At 67.6% G+C, this 15,878-nt stretch carries 18 protein-coding genes; 9 read left to right on the top strand and 9 right to left on the bottom strand.

Annotated features, from left to right (window positions below; translation table 11 throughout):
- Positions 1 to 9: 9 nt before the first annotated feature.
- From VSO01S_RS26580 to lptF, 6 genes are all read right to left on the bottom strand, one after another.
- Complete coding sequence (locus tag VSO01S_RS26580; protein WP_084241596.1) at positions 10 to 168, bottom strand: DUF3309 family protein; 159 nt, start codon at positions 166 to 168, stop codon at positions 10 to 12.
- Positions 169 to 313: 145 nt separating this feature from the next.
- The gene (locus VSO01S_RS00180) at positions 314 to 1,480 is read right to left on the bottom strand and encodes a pyridoxal phosphate-dependent aminotransferase (RefSeq protein ID WP_068639873.1); all 1,167 of its coding nucleotides are present in this window, start codon (positions 1,478 to 1,480) and stop codon (positions 314 to 316) included.
- An 11-nt stretch (positions 1,481 to 1,491) separates the two neighbouring features.
- Positions 1,492 to 2,433, bottom strand: coding sequence for a CysB family HTH-type transcriptional regulator (locus tag VSO01S_RS00175; RefSeq protein WP_068639780.1), 942 nt, complete (start codon positions 2,431 to 2,433; stop codon positions 1,492 to 1,494).
- A gap of 63 nt (positions 2,434 to 2,496) precedes the next feature.
- Complete coding sequence (locus VSO01S_RS00170) at positions 2,497 to 2,865, bottom strand: sirohydrochlorin chelatase (protein ID WP_068639779.1); 369 nt, start codon at positions 2,863 to 2,865, stop codon at positions 2,497 to 2,499.
- Positions 2,866 to 2,867: 2 nt separating this feature from the next.
- On the bottom strand, positions 2,868 to 3,977 hold the full coding sequence (gene lptG, locus VSO01S_RS00165) for an LPS export ABC transporter permease LptG (protein WP_068639778.1): 1,110 nt from the start codon (positions 3,975 to 3,977) through the stop codon (positions 2,868 to 2,870).
- A complete protein-coding gene (gene lptF / locus VSO01S_RS00160; RefSeq protein WP_068639777.1) occupies positions 3,974 to 5,098 on the bottom strand; it encodes an LPS export ABC transporter permease LptF in 1,125 nt (374 codons plus the stop codon). The genes lptG and lptF overlap by 4 nt, the downstream gene beginning before the upstream one ends.
- 25 nt (positions 5,099 to 5,123) lie before the next feature.
- On the opposite strand from lptF, the gene VSO01S_RS00155 reads away from it, so the two are divergent.
- From VSO01S_RS00155 to VSO01S_RS00140, 4 genes are all read left to right on the top strand, one after another.
- The gene (locus VSO01S_RS00155; protein WP_068639776.1) at positions 5,124 to 6,632 is read left to right on the top strand and encodes a leucyl aminopeptidase; all 1,509 of its coding nucleotides are present in this window, start codon (positions 5,124 to 5,126) and stop codon (positions 6,630 to 6,632) included.
- Positions 6,629 to 7,075 (top strand): DNA polymerase III subunit chi, encoded by a 447-nt coding sequence (locus VSO01S_RS00150; protein WP_068639775.1) that lies wholly within the window; start codon positions 6,629 to 6,631, stop codon positions 7,073 to 7,075. The genes VSO01S_RS00155 and VSO01S_RS00150 overlap by 4 nt, the downstream gene beginning before the upstream one ends.
- Entirely contained in the window at positions 7,075 to 7,554 is a 480-nt protein-coding gene (locus tag VSO01S_RS00145; RefSeq protein WP_068639774.1) for a hypothetical protein, read from the top strand. The genes VSO01S_RS00150 and VSO01S_RS00145 overlap by 1 nt, the downstream gene beginning before the upstream one ends.
- A gap of 136 nt (positions 7,555 to 7,690) precedes the next feature.
- A complete protein-coding gene (locus VSO01S_RS00140) occupies positions 7,691 to 8,896 on the top strand; it encodes a branched-chain amino acid ABC transporter substrate-binding protein (RefSeq protein ID WP_068639773.1) in 1,206 nt (401 codons plus the stop codon).
- A 98-nt stretch (positions 8,897 to 8,994) separates the two neighbouring features.
- Here the strand turns inward: VSO01S_RS00140 and VSO01S_RS00135 are convergent, their stop codons facing one another.
- The gene (locus VSO01S_RS00135) at positions 8,995 to 9,219 is read right to left on the bottom strand and encodes a hypothetical protein (protein ID WP_068639772.1); all 225 of its coding nucleotides are present in this window, start codon (positions 9,217 to 9,219) and stop codon (positions 8,995 to 8,997) included.
- Between the two features lie 31 nt (positions 9,220 to 9,250).
- Positions 9,251 to 9,541, bottom strand: a complete 291-nt coding sequence (locus VSO01S_RS00130) for a hypothetical protein (RefSeq protein ID WP_068639771.1) — start codon at positions 9,539 to 9,541, stop codon at positions 9,251 to 9,253.
- Between the two features lie 184 nt (positions 9,542 to 9,725).
- Between VSO01S_RS00130 and VSO01S_RS00125 the strand changes: the two genes are divergently transcribed.
- The 3 genes from VSO01S_RS00125 to VSO01S_RS00115 are packed head-to-tail and all read left to right on the top strand — an operon-like array spanning position 9,726 to position 13,264.
- Positions 9,726 to 10,979 carry a 3-methyl-2-oxobutanoate dehydrogenase (2-methylpropanoyl-transferring) subunit alpha gene (locus tag VSO01S_RS00125; RefSeq protein ID WP_068639770.1) on the top strand — a complete coding sequence of 418 codons (1,254 nt, stop codon included), beginning with the start codon at positions 9,726 to 9,728 and terminating at the stop codon, positions 10,977 to 10,979.
- Between the two features lies 1 nt (position 10,980).
- A complete protein-coding gene (locus VSO01S_RS00120; RefSeq protein WP_068639769.1) occupies positions 10,981 to 11,994 on the top strand; it encodes an alpha-ketoacid dehydrogenase subunit beta in 1,014 nt (337 codons plus the stop codon).
- Between the two features lies 1 nt (position 11,995).
- Positions 11,996 to 13,264 carry a dihydrolipoamide acetyltransferase family protein gene (locus VSO01S_RS00115; RefSeq protein WP_068639768.1) on the top strand — a complete coding sequence of 423 codons (1,269 nt, stop codon included), beginning with the start codon at positions 11,996 to 11,998 and terminating at the stop codon, positions 13,262 to 13,264.
- A gap of 5 nt (positions 13,265 to 13,269) precedes the next feature.
- On the opposite strand, the gene VSO01S_RS00110 is transcribed toward VSO01S_RS00115, so the two are convergent.
- Positions 13,270 to 14,202 carry a LysR family transcriptional regulator gene (locus VSO01S_RS00110; protein WP_068639767.1) on the bottom strand — a complete coding sequence of 311 codons (933 nt, stop codon included), beginning with the start codon at positions 14,200 to 14,202 and terminating at the stop codon, positions 13,270 to 13,272.
- Positions 14,203 to 14,341: 139 nt separating this feature from the next.
- On the opposite strand from VSO01S_RS00110, the gene ycaC reads away from it, so the two are divergent.
- Entirely contained in the window at positions 14,342 to 14,968 is a 627-nt protein-coding gene (gene ycaC, locus VSO01S_RS00105) for an isochorismate family cysteine hydrolase YcaC (RefSeq protein WP_068639766.1), read from the top strand.
- 48 nt (positions 14,969 to 15,016) lie between these two features.
- Positions 15,017 to 15,871: a fumarylacetoacetate hydrolase family protein gene (locus VSO01S_RS00100; RefSeq protein ID WP_068639765.1), complete on the top strand. Its 855-nt coding sequence runs from the start codon at positions 15,017 to 15,019 to the stop codon at positions 15,869 to 15,871.
- The last annotated feature ends 7 nt before the right edge of the window (positions 15,872 to 15,878 follow it).

Raw genomic sequence — 15,878 nt, 5'->3', positions numbered from 1 at the left:
TACTGGCCGCTATATCCTGCCCATGAGCAGCAGGATGATCACGATCAGCAGCACCAGGCCAATGCCGCCGCTGGGCACATAGCCCCAGCCGCGGCTGTAGCCCCAACTGGGCAGTGCGCCGATCAACAGCAGAATCAACACGATCAGCAGGATGAATGAGAGGGACATACGGCTTCTCCATGTGTTGTCGAGTGTCCCCATGGTGGCGGCGAGCCCTGCAACGCAGTTAGCGAGAACTGCGCCTTCAGCGGTCAGGAAGCGCCTACCGATCCTGTCAGCCAAGCCGCTGGCGGCCGGGCCGTGACGCGTGGTGTCAGAGCCGGGCGAGCCGGTCCAGCGCGGTGTTCAGCGTCTCGTCCTTCTTGGCAAAGCAGAAGCGCACCACGCGCTGGTCGAAGCCGTTGCCGTAGAACGCCGACAGCGGAATGGCGGCCACGCCGATCTCGCTGGTGAGCCACAGGCAGAAGTCCGCCTCGCTCTTGTCGCTCACTTCGGAGATGTCCACGCACTGGAAGTAGGTGCCCTGGGAAGGCAGCAGCTTCAGGCGCGTCTTTGCCAGGCCCGCGGCGAAGAGGTCGCGCTTGCGCTGGTAGAAGGCCGGCAGCTCCAGGTAGGGCTTGGGGTCGGCCATGTAGGCCGCCAGCGCGTGCTGCATGGGCGTGTTCACGGTGAACACGTTGAACTGGTGCACCTTGCGGAACTCGGCCGTGAGCGGCGCCGGGGCCGCCACGTAGCCCACCTTCCAGCCGGTCACGTGGTAGGTCTTGCCGAAGCTGCTGACGATGAAGCTGCGCGCCGCCAGGCCTGGGAAGCTGGCCGCGCTCTGATGCTTCGCCTCGCCGTAGACCATGTGCTCGTACACCTCGTCGCTGATGACGAAGATGTCGGTGGGCGCGAGCAGCTCTTCGAGCTCGCGCATTTCGGCCGCGGTCCACACCGTCGCGCTCGGATTGTGCGGCGTGTTGATGATGATGGCCCGGGTGCGCGGCGTGATGGCCGCGGCAATGCGGCCGAAGTCGGGCCGGAAGGTGCCCGGCGTGAGCGGCACGCGCACCACCTTGCCGCCGGCCAGGTCGATGTTGGGCACATAGCTGTCGTAGCAGGGCTCCAGCACGATCACTTCGTCGCCCGGGCGCACGACGGCCAGGATGGCGGTGATGATGGCCTGCGTGGCGCCGGCGGTGACGGTGATCTCGTCGGCCGCGCGGTAGGTGTGGCCGTACAGCTGCGCGATCTTGGCCGAGATGGCCTCGCGCAGCGCCGGGATGCCCGGCATGGGCGGGTACTGGTTGTGGCCCGCGGCCATGGCGGCGCTCACGTCGGTCAGCAGCTGCGGGTCGCAGTTGAAATCCGGAAAGCCCTGGCCCAGGTTCACCGCATTCTTCTCGGCCGCCAGGGCCGACATCACGGTGAAGATGGTGGTGCCGACGGCGGGCAGCTTGGTGTCGATGGCGGGGGTGCGGGCGCTTGGGTTGCTCACGGTGGGGTTGCTCACAGGTCGTAGTCTTGCGAGTGGCCGGCCAGGGCCTTGGCGATGAGGTGGCGGTCCAGGCGGTCGGACAGCAGCTCGGCAAATCGGAACACGAAGTTGCGCAGGTAGGCGCTGCGCTTGAAGGCCACGCGCGCGATGTTCTGGCCGAACACATGGCCCATGGGGCGCACTGCGAGGTCGGCGTTGGTGTCGTCGCGCACCGCCATCTCGGCCACGATGCCCACGCCCAGGCCCAGGCGCACGTAGGTCTTGATGACGTCGGAGTCGATCGCCTCCAGCGCGATGCGCGGCGTCAGCTTCTTGGCGGCAAAGGCATGGTCGATGCGCGTGCGGCCGGTGAAGGAGGGGTGGTAGGTGATGATGGGCTCGGCCGCCAGGTCTTCCAGCGAGACGCGCTCCTTGGCGGCCAGCGGATGGTCCTTGGGCAGCACCAGCACGTGCTGCCATTCGTAGCAGGGCAGGGTGACCAGGTCGGGGTAGTCGGCCAGCGACTCGGTGGCAATGCCGATCTCGGCCACCTCGTCCATCACCATGCGCGCCACCTGGTCGGGCGAGCCCTGGTGCAGGCTCACGTTCACCTTGGGATAGGCCTCGCGCAGCTTGGCCACCGGCACCGGCAGCACATAGCGCGCCTGCGTGTGGGTGGTGGCGATCGAGAGGGTGCCGCTGTCCTGGGCGCTGAACTGTTCGCCGATGCGGCGCAGGTTGCCCACCTCGCGCATGATCAGCTCGATGCTGGCGATGACGTGCTGGCCCGGTTCTGTCACACGCTTGAGACGCTTGCCGTGGCGGGCGAAGATTTCCACGCCCAGTTCCTCTTCCAGTTCGATGATGGCCTTGGACACGCCCGGCTGGGAGGTGTGCAGCGCCTTGGCGGCCTCGGTCAGGTTGAGGTTGCGCCGGACCGCCTCCTGAACAAATTTGAACTGATGTAAATTCATAACGATTCCATCTTTATTTTGGAATCATTATGCATTCGGAATCTATCTAAAGTGCGGTCGGGATCAATTTTTCAGGGCCAGCCGAGCCAGCGCGTCGATGAATTCCGGCGTCTCGCCAACGGCCGGGCGCAGGCGAAGGCGCACAGCGGGATGGGCCTGCTGCAGCTCGTCCAACAGGCGGGGCAGGTCTTCGCGCAGGTGCTTGCCCACGCCCAGGAAGACGGGCAGCACGTCGACTTCCTGCGCACCCTGGCCGGCCAGGTCGGCCAACGCGGCCGGCAGGTCGGGCGTGGCGGCTTCCAGGTAGGCGCACTGAACGAGTGCGCCGGCTTCGAGCTGGCGGATGCGCCGGGCCACCGCTTCCACCGGTTCGCGCCAGCGCGCATCGCGCGAGCCATGCGCGAACAGCACGATGCCCCGGGGTGCGCCCATGCCTACCGCCGCAGTACCAGCCAGCCGAAGGCCGCCAGCGACATCAGCGTGTAGATGATTCCTGGCGCCGCCGAGGTCAGTATGGGCGACCAGTTGCCCAGGTTGCCGATGTAGCCGAAGACGTTGTTGAGCAGGAAGAAGCTGATGCCGATCATCACGCCGCCGAACACATAGGTGGTGATGCCGCTCTGGCGGAAGTGCAGGTAGGCAAAAGGCAGGGCCAGCACCACCATCACCAGGCACGACAGCGGATAGAACACCTTGCGCCACAGCTCGATCTCGTAGCGCTGCGCGGTCTGGCCATTGGCGTCGAGGTGGCGCACGTACTCGAACAGGTCCGCGGTGCTCATGCGGTCGGGCTTGAGCAGGGCCACCGACACCATTTCGGCGGTGAGCGAGCTGGGCCAGTCGAGGCTGGGCATGCTGGTGGTCTCGATGTGCGCACGGTCGGCGCTGGCGCGGGTCTGGTAGGACTGGCGCTCCACCTGCGAAAGACGCCAGACGCCGCCCGAGATGTGCGCCGTTTGCGCACTGGTCAAGGACCGCAGGAACCCGCGCTCGTCGAACTCGAAGATGCGCGGGTTGGTCAGCGTTCCGTCGCGCCCGATGGCGCCCACGTTGACCGCAAAGGAGCTGTCCTCGTTCTTTTCCTTGAGCCAGGCACCGGTGGCGCCCGTGGTGGTGAGCACGCCCTTGTAGCGCGCCTCCACCAGTTGCGACAGGCGGTCGGCGGCAGGCGTGAGGTAGTCGCCCGCGGCGAAGGTGAGCAAAACGAAGCCCAGCCCGAGCACCAGCAGCGTGCGCAGGGCGCGCCAGGGCCCCAGGCCGCTGGTGCGCAGGATCGTGTATTCAGAGCTCTGCGCGAGCCGCGCCATCACGAAGATGGTGCCGATGAGCACCGCAATGGGCAGCAGCTCGTAGAAGTGGTTGGGAATCATCAGCGCCACATACAGCAGCGCCTGCGGCGTGCCGTAGCCCAGCGTGCCGGGCTTGCCGATGGACTGCATCTCGTCGACGAAGTCGAAGAAGAAGAACAGGCACAGGAAGCCCAGGGCCACGGAGCCCACGGCCTTGAGCACCTCCGCATAGATCAGGCGTCGGATGGTTCTCATCTGGCGACCTCCGAAACCGCAGCGGGCCTGCGCGCGCGCATCAGATTCCACAGCGACCAGCTGTAGTGGCGCTTGGCCAGCCAGAGCAGCGCGCCGACCAGCACGCCGCCGTGCAGCAGCACGAGGAACCCGGCCAGCTGGAACTGGCCCGAGCCGATCCAGCTTTCGCCCAGGTTCAGCAGGTTGTAGTAGATGACGAAGGCGAATGCGGCGAACAGCATGTTGGCGCTGCGGCCCACCCGCGGGTTCACGCTGGTCACGGTGAGCGCCAGCAGGACGAAGTTGATGGCGGCCAGCAGCATGCCCACGCGCCAGCTCAGCTGGCCGAGGTTGGGCGCGGAGGGGTCGCGCACCAGGTCCAGGGTCGGGCGCATGCGCGGCCGGTCGGTGTTCTGCACCGCACCGCCGCCCTTCGAGCTCGCGCCCAGTCGCGCGCCATAGACCTCGAACTCGCTGATCTGCAGTTCGGACTTGTCCAGCGGCCGCTCCAGGCGCTGGCCGTTGCGCAGCATCAGGTAGCGCGAGTTGTCGATGCTTTCGACGCGGCCGGTCTGCGCCGAGGTGATGATCTGGGTGCCGCCTTCCACTTCAGAGACGAAGATGTTGTTGGCAACCGTGCCGTCAGCCGTGTCCTTGTCGATGAAGAACACGCGGTTGCGGCCCGGGGACTCCTGGAATTCGCCGGGCGCCACGCGATCGAGGTCGCCCCGGCTCTGGTAGCGGTCGCGCATGCCCTGGGTCTGCGAGTTGGCCCAGGGCCAGCCCACCAGCGCGAGCGCGGCAATCAGGATCAGGATGGGCCACGAGAACTGGAACAGCGGCCGCACGAAGGAGGCCAGCCCCTGCCCGGCGGAGAACCAGATCACCATTTCGCTTTCCGTGTACATGCGCGACAGCGTGCCGACGATCGCGATGAACAGGCACAGGCTGAGGATGGTCGGCAGGTAGCCCAGCGAGGTGTATGCCAGCACCAGGAAGACCTCGGACGGATTGACGCTGCCCTTGGCCGCAAGGCGCAGGGTGCGGATCAGCATCATCGTGACCACGATGGTGAAGAGCACGACGAAGGTCGCGCCGAAGCTGCGCGACAGTTCCTTGCGCAAGGAAGATTGGAATAACATCGACCGGAGAGAAAAGAAAACGATTATGGACTTTCAACTTAAGACCCTCACTCTTTCTCGGGCTGCGGCCGAAAAGGCCGATGCATTGATCGTCCTGTTTGCCGATGGCGCCATCGATGGCCAGGAGCCCCTGGCCAGGCTGGCAGCCGAGGCCCGCAAGGCCGGCGACTTCGAAGCCAAGGCCGGCAAGGTACTTTCTCTTTACAAGCCCCTGGCGGGCGCGCCGCGCACCGTGGTGCTGGCCTCTTCGGCAGACGGCAAGCCGGCTTCGGTGCGCAGTGCCGTCGTGGCGGCGCTGGCGGCAGTCAAGCCGGTCAAGCCGGCGCGCGTGGCCATCGTGTTCGCGCAGTCGGCCGATGCCGCGGCCGTGCGTGCCGCAGTGCTGGCTGCATCCGAAGCCTGCTATGTTTACCTCACGACCACCTCGAAGGCCGAGGCCAATCCGGTGCGCAACGTGCTGCTCGGGGTGCCCGATGCATCGGCCGCCAAGGCAGCCTTCGAGGAAGCCGTGGCCACGGCCAACGGCATCGAGTTCGCCAAGGAATGGGGCAACCGCCCGGCCAACCATTGCACGCCCACCATCCTGGCGCAGGCGGCCCGCGGCCTGGCCAGGCTGCCCAAGGTCAAGTGCGAAGTGCTCGAGCACAAGGACGTGGCCAAGCTCGGCATGGGCGCCTTCGCCGGCGTGGCGCAGGGCTCGAGCGAGCCGCTGCGCTTCATCGTGCTGCAGTACAGCGGCGCGGCCAAGGCCGATGCGCCGGTGGTGCTGGTGGGCAAGGGCATCACCTTCGACACCGGCGGCGTCTCGCTCAAGCCGGCGGCCGAAATGGACGAGATGAAGTTCGACATGTGCGGCGCGGCCAGCGTGCTGGGCGTGTTCCGTGCGCTGGGCGAGCTGCAGCCCAAGGTCAATGTGGTCGGCCTCATTCCCGCGTGCGAGAACATGAACGACGGCAAGGCCATCAAGCCGGGCGACGTGCTCAAGAGCATGAGCGGGCAGACCATCGAGGTGCTCAACACCGACGCCGAGGGCCGGCTCATCCTGTGCGATGCGCTGACCTACGCCAAGCGCTTCTCGCCAGCGGCGGTGATCGACATCGCCACGCTCACGGGCGCCTGCGTGATTGCGCTGGGCGGCGTGCGCAGCGGCCTGTTCTCGAGCGACGACGCGCTGGCCGCCGCGCTGGAGCAAGCGGGCGAGGCCTCGCTCGACCGCTGCTGGCGCATGCCGCTGGACGACGACTACGCGGAAGGGCTCAAGAGCAACTTCGCCGACATGGCGAACATTGCCGGCCGGGCTGCCGGCGCTGTTACCGCGGCCAAGTTCCTGCAGAAGTTCACTGCCGACTTCCCGTGGGCTCACCTGGATATCGCCGGCACCGCCTGGAAGAGCGGCGCCGCCAAGGGCTCCACCGGCCGTCCCGTGGGCCTGCTGCTGAGCTACCTGCTGTCTCGCGGCGCTGCGGATGCGCAGGCCGCGGGCGCGGCAGCGGGGCGCAAGAAGGCGAGCCGCAAGTCGCGGGCTGCGGCGTGACCGACATCGAGTTCCGATTCAACCTGAGCGACCCGGTGGACTATGCCTGCCGGCTGCTGCGCAAGGGCGCCATGCAGGGCGGGGCGCAACTGGTGGTGACCGGCAGCGCCGATACGCTCGAAGCGGTCGATGCCGCGCTGTGGCAGACCGAGCCCACCGACTTCGTGGCGCACTGCCGCGCCGATGCGCCGACCGAGGTCCTGCAGCGCTCCCCGGTGGTGCTGGCCGCGTCGGCCGATGCCGCCTTGCCGCACCGTGCGGTGCTGGTCAACCTGGGCAACGAGGTGCCTGCCGGCTTCGAGCGCTTCGAGCGCCTGATCGAACTGGTGGCCGAGGACGAGGCCTCGCGCGGTGCCGGCCGGGCGCGCTGGCGCCACTACAAGGACCGGGGCTACGGCATCCGCCACCAGGACGCCTTCGCGCCGGCAGGAGGCCGCGGCTGATGGTGACCTCCAGCCGCACGCCGCCGCGCTTCGTGCCCACCCTGACCACCGTGGTCGAGGTGCAGCCGGAGCCGCCTGCGCCGCCGCCATCTGCGCCCACGCCACCGCCGCCGGCGCCAGCCATCGCGCCGGCCGGCGAGAGCGGCAACATGATCGACGACCTGCACTTCGCGCCCATCGTGCGGCCACGGGCCGTGCCGCAGGTGGCGACGGCCGCCATGCAGGTTTCGGAGGAAGACGCCTTCCGCCTCGAGGAGCAATTGCTGCACCGGGTGTTGCAGCGCGTCGACCTGTCGCTGGAGGAGCGCCTGACCGATACGGTGTCCATGGCGGTGCAGCGCCAGCTCGATCTGATGATGCCTTTGCTGCGCAGCGAAATCGAGACGGTGTTGCGCTCGCTGGTCGTCGAGGCCCTGGCGCAGGAACTATCGGAAACCCCAGGGTCCACGCCGCCTTTTGGACCCCCTTCCTTGGGCTAAACTGCGCCGCATTCATTGGCATACATGTGCTAACGAATTTGGGCGCGGCGCGGAAATTGCTCCGCAACGCACCGGGTCTCACGACCTTTTTTTTGGTCTCCTTTACTCTACCTATTCCATACCCTGGAGGTTTCCCATGCAATTGAAATGGACTGCAGTAGCTCTGGCAGCAATGACGCTCGTGGCTTGCGGCAAGAAGGAAGAAGCCGCCGCGCCGGCAGCGACGCCGGCGCCCACTGCGGCAGCACCTGCGGCTGCGCCTCCCGCTGAATCGATCGTGGTCAAGATCGGCCACGTCGGCCCCACGAGCGGTGCCATTGCCCACCTGGGCAAGGACAACGAGCTGGGCGCCAAGATGGCTGTCGAGGACCTGAACGCCAAGGGCGTGAAGATCGGCGACAAGGTTGCCAAGTTCGAGCTGGTGGCCGAAGACGACGCCGCCGACCCGAAGCAGGGCACGGCCGTGGCGCAGAAGCTGGTCGACAGCAAGGTCAACGGCGTGGTCGGCCACCTGAACTCGGGCACCACCATCCCGGCCTCCAAGCTGTACAGCGACGCGGGCATTCCGCAGATCTCGCCCTCGGCGACCAACCCCAAGTACACCCGCCAGGGCTTCAAGACCACCTTCCGCGTGGTGGCTGACGACTCGCAGCTGGGCGGCACGCTGGGCAAGTACGCCGTTGAAACGCTCAAGGCCAAGAACGTGGCCGTGATCGACGACCGCACCGCCTACGGCCAGGGCGTGGCTGAAGAGTTCGAGAAGGCCGCCAAGGCCGCCGGCGCCAACATCGTCGGCCACGAGTTCACCACCGACAAGTCCACCGACTTCAACGCCATCCTGACCAAGCTCAAGGGCGAGAAGCCCGACGTGCTGTTCTTCGGCGGCATGGACGCCGTGGGCGGCCCGATGCTCAAGCAGGTCAAGCAGCTGGGCATGAACGTCAAGTTCATGGGCGGCGACGGCCTGTGCACTGGCGAGCTGGCCAAGCTGGCCGGCGATGCCGTGGGCGAAGAGATGGTGGTCTGCGCCGAAGCCGGTGGTGTCGAAGGCGACTTCAAGCAGCCGCTGGAAGACTTCAAGACCAAGTTCAAGGCCAAGAACGGCGTGGACGTGCAGATCTACGCGCCGTACGTGTACGACGCCGTGATGGTGCTGGCCGATTCCATGGCCCGTGCCGGCTCGGCCGACCCCGAGAAGTACCTGCCCGAAGTCGGCAAGACCAACTACAAGGGCGTGACCGGCCCGATCGCCTTCGACGAGAAGGGCGACATCAAGAACGGCGCGCTGACGCTCTACACCTACAAGGGTGGCCAGCGTACGCAGATCGCCGTGGTGCGCTGAGCATCGATGCGGCAGGAGGAGCCAAGCGCTCCTCCAGAATCAGAAAAGGGCCTTCGGGCCCTTTTTGTTTTCATGTCGCCAGAAGCTCGGTCCGGCAGCTACCAGAACCGCCACCAGGGCCGCTGCGTCTGGAAGGTGCTCTTGGCGGGCTCCAGGTCCAGGTAGAAGCTGTCGCGCAAGCGGCGCCGCTGCTCGACCTCGAACGCCTGCGCCACGCCGAAGGCCTCTCGTTCGCCACGCAGCGCCCGTGCGCGCCAGTGGTGGGCCAGCTGGGCCAGGTCGGTGTCGTTGACGTCGGAAGGGTTGGGGGTCGGTTGGCTCATTGCATCCGTCCTCGGGCCAGCGTGTCCAGGGCTAGCGAAGGTCGATGACGCCCATGACGGTGCCGTTCTGGTCGACCGAGCACTTGGCCCGCTGGCCGGTGGCCGTGTTGCGCAGGCGCACCTCGTAAACCTCGGCGGCAGTGGTGACGGCCGAGCCTTCGACCACGAAGCTCTCGGGCGGCTGCTTGTAGCGCCGCGCCGCGGCCGTCACGCAGTCCTTCTGGCCCTGCGCCGTGGCCTGGCTGCCCGGCGTACTGACGGTGCAGCCCGCCAGCAAGGCGAGCAGTGCCGGAGCGGCGAGGAAGAGGAGGCGTTTGCGCATGGATTCGCGAGAGAGAGTGTCTTGGAATACCGAACATACAACACTCCGGCGGCGCGTTCTGCGTAGCAAGGCGTGACCGCGTGACAGCGTGGCGGAAAAGGAACGGACCGCGGCGGGCGGCCTTCGGGTTTGAAGCGCATACTTTCATGCCTGCTGCCTGGCAGGCGCGCGAGGAGTCTCAGCCATGGATTCGCCGCAACCTCTTCGTCTGTACGTTCCCGAGCCCACCGGGCGCCCGGGCCACGAGACCGATTTCTCCTACCTGCATCTGTCACCGGCCGGCGCCGTGCGCAGGCCGGCGATCGACGCGGCGCCGGTCGACACCGCGGACCTGGCGTTCACCCTGGTGCGCGTGCTGGACGAGGACGGCCGCGCCCTCGGCCCGTGGGCGCCGCCGCCCGACGTGCCACTTCTTCAGCGCGGCCTGCGGGCGATGATGAAGACCCGCGCCTTCGACGCCAAGATGCTGATCGCGCAGCGGCAGAAGAAGATCTCGTTCTACATCCAGTGCCTGGGCGAGGAGGCGATTGCCGTTGCCCATGCCTTCGCCATCCAGCCGGGCGACATGTGCTTTCCGACCTACCGGCAGCAAGGCCTGCTGCTGGCGCGCGAGGACATTCCCATGGCGGAGCTCATCTGCCAGCTGATGAGCAACGGGCGTGACCCGATGCGGGGCCGCCAGTTGCCGGTGATGTATTCGTACAAGCGTGCCGGCTTCTTCTCGATCAGCGGCAACCTGGCCACGCAGTTCATCCAGGCGGTGGGGTGGGCGATGGCCTCGGCCATCCAGGGCGACACGAAGATCGCGTCGGCTTGGATCGGCGACGGCGCCACCGCCGAATCGGACTTTCACACGGCGCTCACCTTCGCGCATGTCTACCGTGCGCCGGTGATCCTCAATGTGGTCAACAACCAGTGGGCGATCTCGACCTTCCAGGCCATTGCGGGCGGGGAGGCGACGACGTTCGCGGCGCGCGGCGTGGGCTGCGGCATCGCGTCGCTGCGCGTGGACGGCAACGATTTCCTGGCGGTGCTCGCCGCGTCGCGCTGGGCGGCCGAGCGGGCGCGCAGCAACCTCGGGCCCACGCTGATCGAGTGGATCACGTATCGGGCGGGCGCCCACTCGACCTCGGACGATCCCTCGCGCTATCGGCCTGCGGACGACTGGCAGCACTTTCCGCTGGGCGATCCGATCGCGCGGCTGAAGCAGCACCTGCAGGGCCTGGGCGCCTGGTCCGACGAGGAGCATCGGCGCACGCAGGCGCAGCTCGAGGCCGAAGTCGCCGCCGCGTTGAAGGAGGCCGAGCGCTACGGCGGCACGCTGATCGACGGTCATGTTCCGTCGCTGGAGTCGATGTTCGAGGATGTCTACAAGGACATGCCGCCGCACCTGCACGAACAGCTGCGGCAGGCGCGCACGGCCCAGGACCGCCACTGACATGGCCCGCATGACCATGGTCCAAGCCCTGCGCTCGGCGATGGATGTGATGCTCGAGCGCGATCCGAACGTGGTGATCTACGGGCAGGACGTCGGCTACTTCGGCGGCGTGTTCCGCTGTACCGAGGGGCTGCAGGCCAAGTACGGGCGCTCGCGTGTCTTCGATGCGCCGATCTCCGAGGGCGGCATCGTCGGCTCGGCCATCGGCATGGCCGCCTATGGGCTGCGTCCGGTGGTGGAGGTGCAGTTCGCCGACTACTTCTATCCGGCCTCGGACCAGATCGTCTCCGAGGCGGCGCGGCTGCGCTACCGCTCGGCGGGGGACTTCAGCGCGCCGATCACCATCCGCATGCCCTGCGGCGGTGGCATCTACGGCGGGCAGACGCACAGCCAGAGCCCGGAGGCGCTGTTCACGCATGTGTGCGGGCTGCGCACGGTCATGCCCAGCAACCCCTACGACGCCAAGGGCCTGCTGATCGCGTCCATCGAGAACGACGACCCGGTGATCTTCCTGGAGCCCAAGCGCCTGTACAACGGCCCGTTCGACGGCCACTACGACCGTCCGCTGGTGCCCTGGTCGCAGCATGCCCTGGGCGAGGTGCCCGAAGGGCATTACACGGTGCCGCTGGACACGGCCAAGGTGTTTAGCAGCGGCACCGACCTGACGGTGCTCACCTACGGGACCATGGTGTTTGTCTGCGAAGCAGCGGCGGCCGAGAGCGGCGTGCGTGCCGAGATCCTCGACCTGCGCAGCATCTGGCCGCTGGACCTGCCGGCCATCGTCGCGTCGGTGAAGAAGACGGGGCGCTGCGTCGTGGTCCACGAGGCCACGCGCACCAGCGGCTTCGGCGCGGAACTCGTGGCGCTGGTGCAGGAACATTGCTTCTACCACCTGGAGGCGCCCATCGAACGCGTCACCGGCTGGGACACGCCGTATCCGCATGCGCTGGAATGGGCCTATTTCCCCGGCCCGGCGCGCGTGGCCGCCGCGTTCAGGCGGGCGATGGAGGCCTGACATGGCCGGCAGCATCCATGTGATCAAGGTGCCCGATGTGGGCGAAGGCATTGCCGAGGTCGAACTCGTGGCCTGGCACGTCAAGCCGGGCGACACGGTCGTCGAGGACCAGGGGCTGGCCGATGTGATGACCGACAAGGCCAACGTCGAGATCCCTTCCCCGGTCGCCGGCCGCGTGGTGGCGCTGGGCGGCGACGTCGGGCAGATCCTGGCGGTCGGCGCCGAGCTGATCCGGATCGAGCGGGAGGAGGGCGGAGTGCCGGCGGCTGCTCCTGTGCCGCCGAACATGGCGCAGCGCGTTGAAGCCCCGAAAGTGCCGAAGGCGCCGGAGACGGCACCGGAAAAGGCAGCGGTGCGACCGGCGCCGTTGCCCGCGCACGCCGGCGAGAACCGTCCGATCGCCTCGCCGGCCGTGCGACGGCGTGCCTGGGAACTCGGTGTTGACTTGAAGGATGTCGCACCCAGCGGAACCGCCGGCCGCATCATGCAGGCCGACCTCGACGCCCATGTTGCGGCGCATGGTGCGCACCCGCCGGCCCCTGCGGCGAGCGCCGTGGATGCCGAGCGCGACGAGCAGGAGGCGATCCCCGTCATCGGCCTGCGCCGCCGCATCGCCTTGCAGATGCAGGAATCCAAGCGGCGCATCCCGCATTTCAGCTACGTCGAGGAGGTCGACGTCACCGAGCTCGAGGCCCTGCGGTCGGTGCTCAACGCGAAATGGAGCGCCAGGCGCGGCCACCTGACCTTGCTGCCCTTCCTGATGCGCGCGATGGTGCTGGCGGTGCGCGAGTTTCCGCAGATCAATGCCCGCTTCGACGACGAGGCCGGCATCGTCACGCGCCATGGCGCCGTGCACATCGGCGTTGCAACGCAGACCCCGCACGGCCTGGTCGTGCCGGTGGTGCGGCACGCCCAGGCGCGCGAGCTGTGGGACACGGCGGCCGAAACGGCGCGCCTGGCCGAGGCCGCGCGGGCAGGGCGGGCCACGCGTGCGGAACTCAGCGGCTCCACGATCACCATCAGCAGCCTCGGCGCGCTCGGCGGCATCGCGTCCACGCCGGTGATCAACCGGCCCGAGGTGGCCATCGTCGCCGTCAACCGGATCGTGGAGCGTCCTGTGCTGCAGGGCGGCACCGTGGTGGCGCGACGGATGATGAACCTGTCTTCATCGTTCGACCACCGGGTAGTCGACGGCATGGACGCCGCCCGCTTCGTGCAGGCGATGCGCACGATGATCGAAAACCCGGCGCTGCTGTTCGTGGAATCGTAGGAGCCTCAGGTGCGGCCCAGGGTGTCGGCGCGTTCAAGCGCTGCCAATGCGTCGAATTCGGCGGCCAGGAAGTCGATCAGCTCCCGGATTGCCGGCAGGAGGCCCCGCCGCGACGGGAACACCGCGTGAACGACACCCGGCCGCGGCGTCCACCCAGGCACGACGTCCACCAGCAGACCCTGCTGCAGATCGTGCAGGACCATCATGGTGGGCAACTGGACGACCCCGACACCTCGAAGGGCCGCCAGGCGAAGCGCCAGCCGGTCGTCGGTGATCAGGCGCGGCGTGTGCGGCACCGCCACCCTGGCGCCCTCCGGGCCCTGGAGCTGCCACGCATGCTCGCGATGCGGCGGCCCTTCGTCCAGGCTCGGCAAGGCCGCCAGGTCCTGCGGCTGCAGGGGTAGCGGCACGCCCTTGAGCAACTCGGGGCTCGCCACCAGGCGCTGGCTGCTGTCGCCCAGCACCTTCATCACCAGGTCGGTGTCCTCCAGCGGCGGAAAGCGCACGCGCACCGCGATGTCGAAGCCTTCGGCGATCACGTCCACCCGCCGGTTGGTGCTCTCCATCTGCACCACGACGCGCGGGTGCCTGGACATGAAGCGCGCCACCATGTCGCCGACCTGGTAGTCCAGCAGCGCCGTGGGGCAGCTCATGCGCACCAGGCCCCGGGGCTCCGAGCGCGTACGGTCGATGACGGCCTGCGCCGCATCCACCTCGACCAGCATCGCCACGCAGTGGCGGTGGTATTCCGCCCCGATCTCGGTGACCGCGAACTGGCGGCTGGAACGCTGAAGCAAACGCACGCCCAGCTCTTCCTCGAGCTGCGAGATGCGCCGGCTGAGCTTGGACTTGGGCACCGACAAGGCGCGCCCCGCCGCGGAAAAGCCGCCGTGCGCAACGACTTGGACGAAGAGCTGGAGATCGTTGAGATCGGGCATCGCGGCGCTTTCCATCGTTCTTGATTGCGGAACGATGCTACCTATTTTTGGGGTCTTCTGGGCTCATCGTTCCATGAATATCGTAGAGGCCAGGCAGAGAGCTGCCGACGACGTCAACCCACCCACTCAGGAGATCACCATGTCCAAGCCCTATCGCCGCCTCGACAAGAACGATGCAGCCGTGCTGCTCGTCGACCACCAGGCCGGCCTGCTTTCCCTGGTCCGCGACATCGGCCCCGATGCGTTCAAGAACAACGTGCTCGCGCTGGCCGACCTGGCGAAGTACTTCAAGCTGCCGACGATCCTGACCACCAGCTTCGAGAACGGCCCCAACGGCCCGCTGGTGCCCGAGCTCAAGCAGATCCATCCGGACGCGCCGTTCATTCCGCGTCCCGGCCAGATCAACGCCTGGGACAACGAGGACTTCGTCAAGGCTGTGAAGGCCACCGGCAAGAAGCAGCTGGTCATCGCCGGCGTGGTGACCGAGGTCTGCGTGGCCTTTCCCGCGCTGTCGGCCATCGAGGCCGGCTACGAGGTCTTCGTGGTCACGGACGCGTCGGGCACCTTCAACGAGGTCACGCGCAATGCCGCCTGGAACCGCATGGCCGAGGCGGGCGTTCAGCTCATGACGTGGTTCGGTGCTGCCTGCGAACTGCACCGCGACTGGCGCAACGACATCGAGGGACTGGGCACCCTGTTCTCGAACCACATCCCCGACTACCGCAACCTCATCACCAGCTTCTCCGCCGGCCAGGCCGCCAGGTAAGCAGGCGCCGCGGCACTCGCCATCGACCGACATGAACGGAGACATCCCATGAAACTCGCGACCTTCCTTCTCGATGGCCAGCGCCGCGTTGGCGCCCTGACGGAACGCGGCCTGGCGGTGCTGGACACGCCGCCCGGCGCGGACCTGGGCGAGCTGCTGCGCCAGGGCGCCAGCCTGGCCACGCTGCAGGCCCTGGCACAGCGCAGCCACCAGACGGTCGACCCCGATGCCGTCACGCTGCTGGCGCCCGCGGCGCAGCCCGCGAAGATCATCTGCGTGGGCCTGAACTACGCCGACCACACCAAGGAGAGCCCGTACGAGCAGCCCGACTACCCCACGCTGTTCCTGCGCGCGACCACCAGTCTCACCGCGCACGGGGCGGCGATCGAGCGTCCGCTCGCGAGCGACTCGCTGGACTTCGAGGGCGAGATGGTGGTGGTGCTGGGCCAGGGCGGGCGCCACATTCCCAAGGAGCGCGCGCTGGACTGCGTGTTCGGCTACGCCGTGGGCAACGAGGTGTCGGTGCGCGAGTACCAGTTCAAGTCGCCCCAGTGGACGGTGGGCAAGAACTTCGACGGCACCGGCGCCTGGGGCCCGTACCTGGTCACTGCCGACGATCTGCCGGCCGGCGGCGCGGGCCTGAAGATCGAGACCCGTCTGAACGGGCAGACCGTGCAGTCGTCCAACACCGCCGAGATGATCCACGACGTGGCCTCGGTCATCGCCACCGTCAGCGAGGCCATGACGCTGCAGCCCGGCGACATCATCTTCTCGGGCACGCCGGCCGGTGTCGGACTCGGCCGCACGCCCAAGCTGTACATGCACGCGGGCGACGTGGTCGAGGTCGAGATCGAACGCATCGGCCTGCTGCGAAACACCATCCGCGACGAACAGCGCGCCTGACGCCCGG

Source organism: Variovorax soli NBRC 106424 (assembly GCF_001591385.1).
GTDB lineage: Bacteria > Pseudomonadota > Gammaproteobacteria > Burkholderiales > Burkholderiaceae_C > Variovorax > Variovorax soli.
This window is presented reverse-complemented; position numbering and strand designations above follow the sequence as displayed.

Bases quoted from the DNA above. Each gene is read 5' to 3' on its own strand.
- VSO01S_RS26580 (WP_084241596.1), bottom strand. From the start codon at position 168: ATGTCCCTCTCATTCATCCTGCTGATCGTGTTGATTCTGCTGTTGATC.
- VSO01S_RS00175 (WP_068639780.1), bottom strand. From the start codon at position 2,433: ATGAATTTACATCAGTTCAAATTTGTTCAGGAGGCGGTCCGGCGCAAC.
- VSO01S_RS00170 (WP_068639779.1), bottom strand. From the start codon at position 2,865: ATGGGCGCACCCCGGGGCATCGTGCTGTTCGCGCATGGCTCGCGCGAT.
- lptG (WP_068639778.1), bottom strand. From the start codon at position 3,977: ATGAGAACCATCCGACGCCTGATCTATGCGGAGGTGCTCAAGGCCGTG.
- lptF (WP_068639777.1), bottom strand. From the start codon at position 5,098: ATGTTATTCCAATCTTCCTTGCGCAAGGAACTGTCGCGCAGCTTCGGC.
- VSO01S_RS00155 (WP_068639776.1), top strand. From the start codon at position 5,124: ATGGACTTTCAACTTAAGACCCTCACTCTTTCTCGGGCTGCGGCCGAA.
- VSO01S_RS00145 (WP_068639774.1), top strand. From the start codon at position 7,075: ATGGTGACCTCCAGCCGCACGCCGCCGCGCTTCGTGCCCACCCTGACC.
- VSO01S_RS00140 (WP_068639773.1), top strand. From the start codon at position 7,691: ATGCAATTGAAATGGACTGCAGTAGCTCTGGCAGCAATGACGCTCGTG.
- VSO01S_RS00135 (WP_068639772.1), bottom strand. From the start codon at position 9,219: ATGAGCCAACCGACCCCCAACCCTTCCGACGTCAACGACACCGACCTG.
- VSO01S_RS00130 (WP_068639771.1), bottom strand. From the start codon at position 9,541: ATGCGCAAACGCCTCCTCTTCCTCGCCGCTCCGGCACTGCTCGCCTTG.
- VSO01S_RS00125 (WP_068639770.1), top strand. From the start codon at position 9,726: ATGGATTCGCCGCAACCTCTTCGTCTGTACGTTCCCGAGCCCACCGGG.
- VSO01S_RS00120 (WP_068639769.1), top strand. From the start codon at position 10,981: ATGGCCCGCATGACCATGGTCCAAGCCCTGCGCTCGGCGATGGATGTG.
- VSO01S_RS00115 (WP_068639768.1), top strand. From the start codon at position 11,996: ATGGCCGGCAGCATCCATGTGATCAAGGTGCCCGATGTGGGCGAAGGC.
- VSO01S_RS00110 (WP_068639767.1), bottom strand. From the start codon at position 14,202: ATGCCCGATCTCAACGATCTCCAGCTCTTCGTCCAAGTCGTTGCGCAC.
- ycaC (WP_068639766.1), top strand. From the start codon at position 14,342: ATGTCCAAGCCCTATCGCCGCCTCGACAAGAACGATGCAGCCGTGCTG.
- VSO01S_RS00100 (WP_068639765.1), top strand. From the start codon at position 15,017: ATGAAACTCGCGACCTTCCTTCTCGATGGCCAGCGCCGCGTTGGCGCC.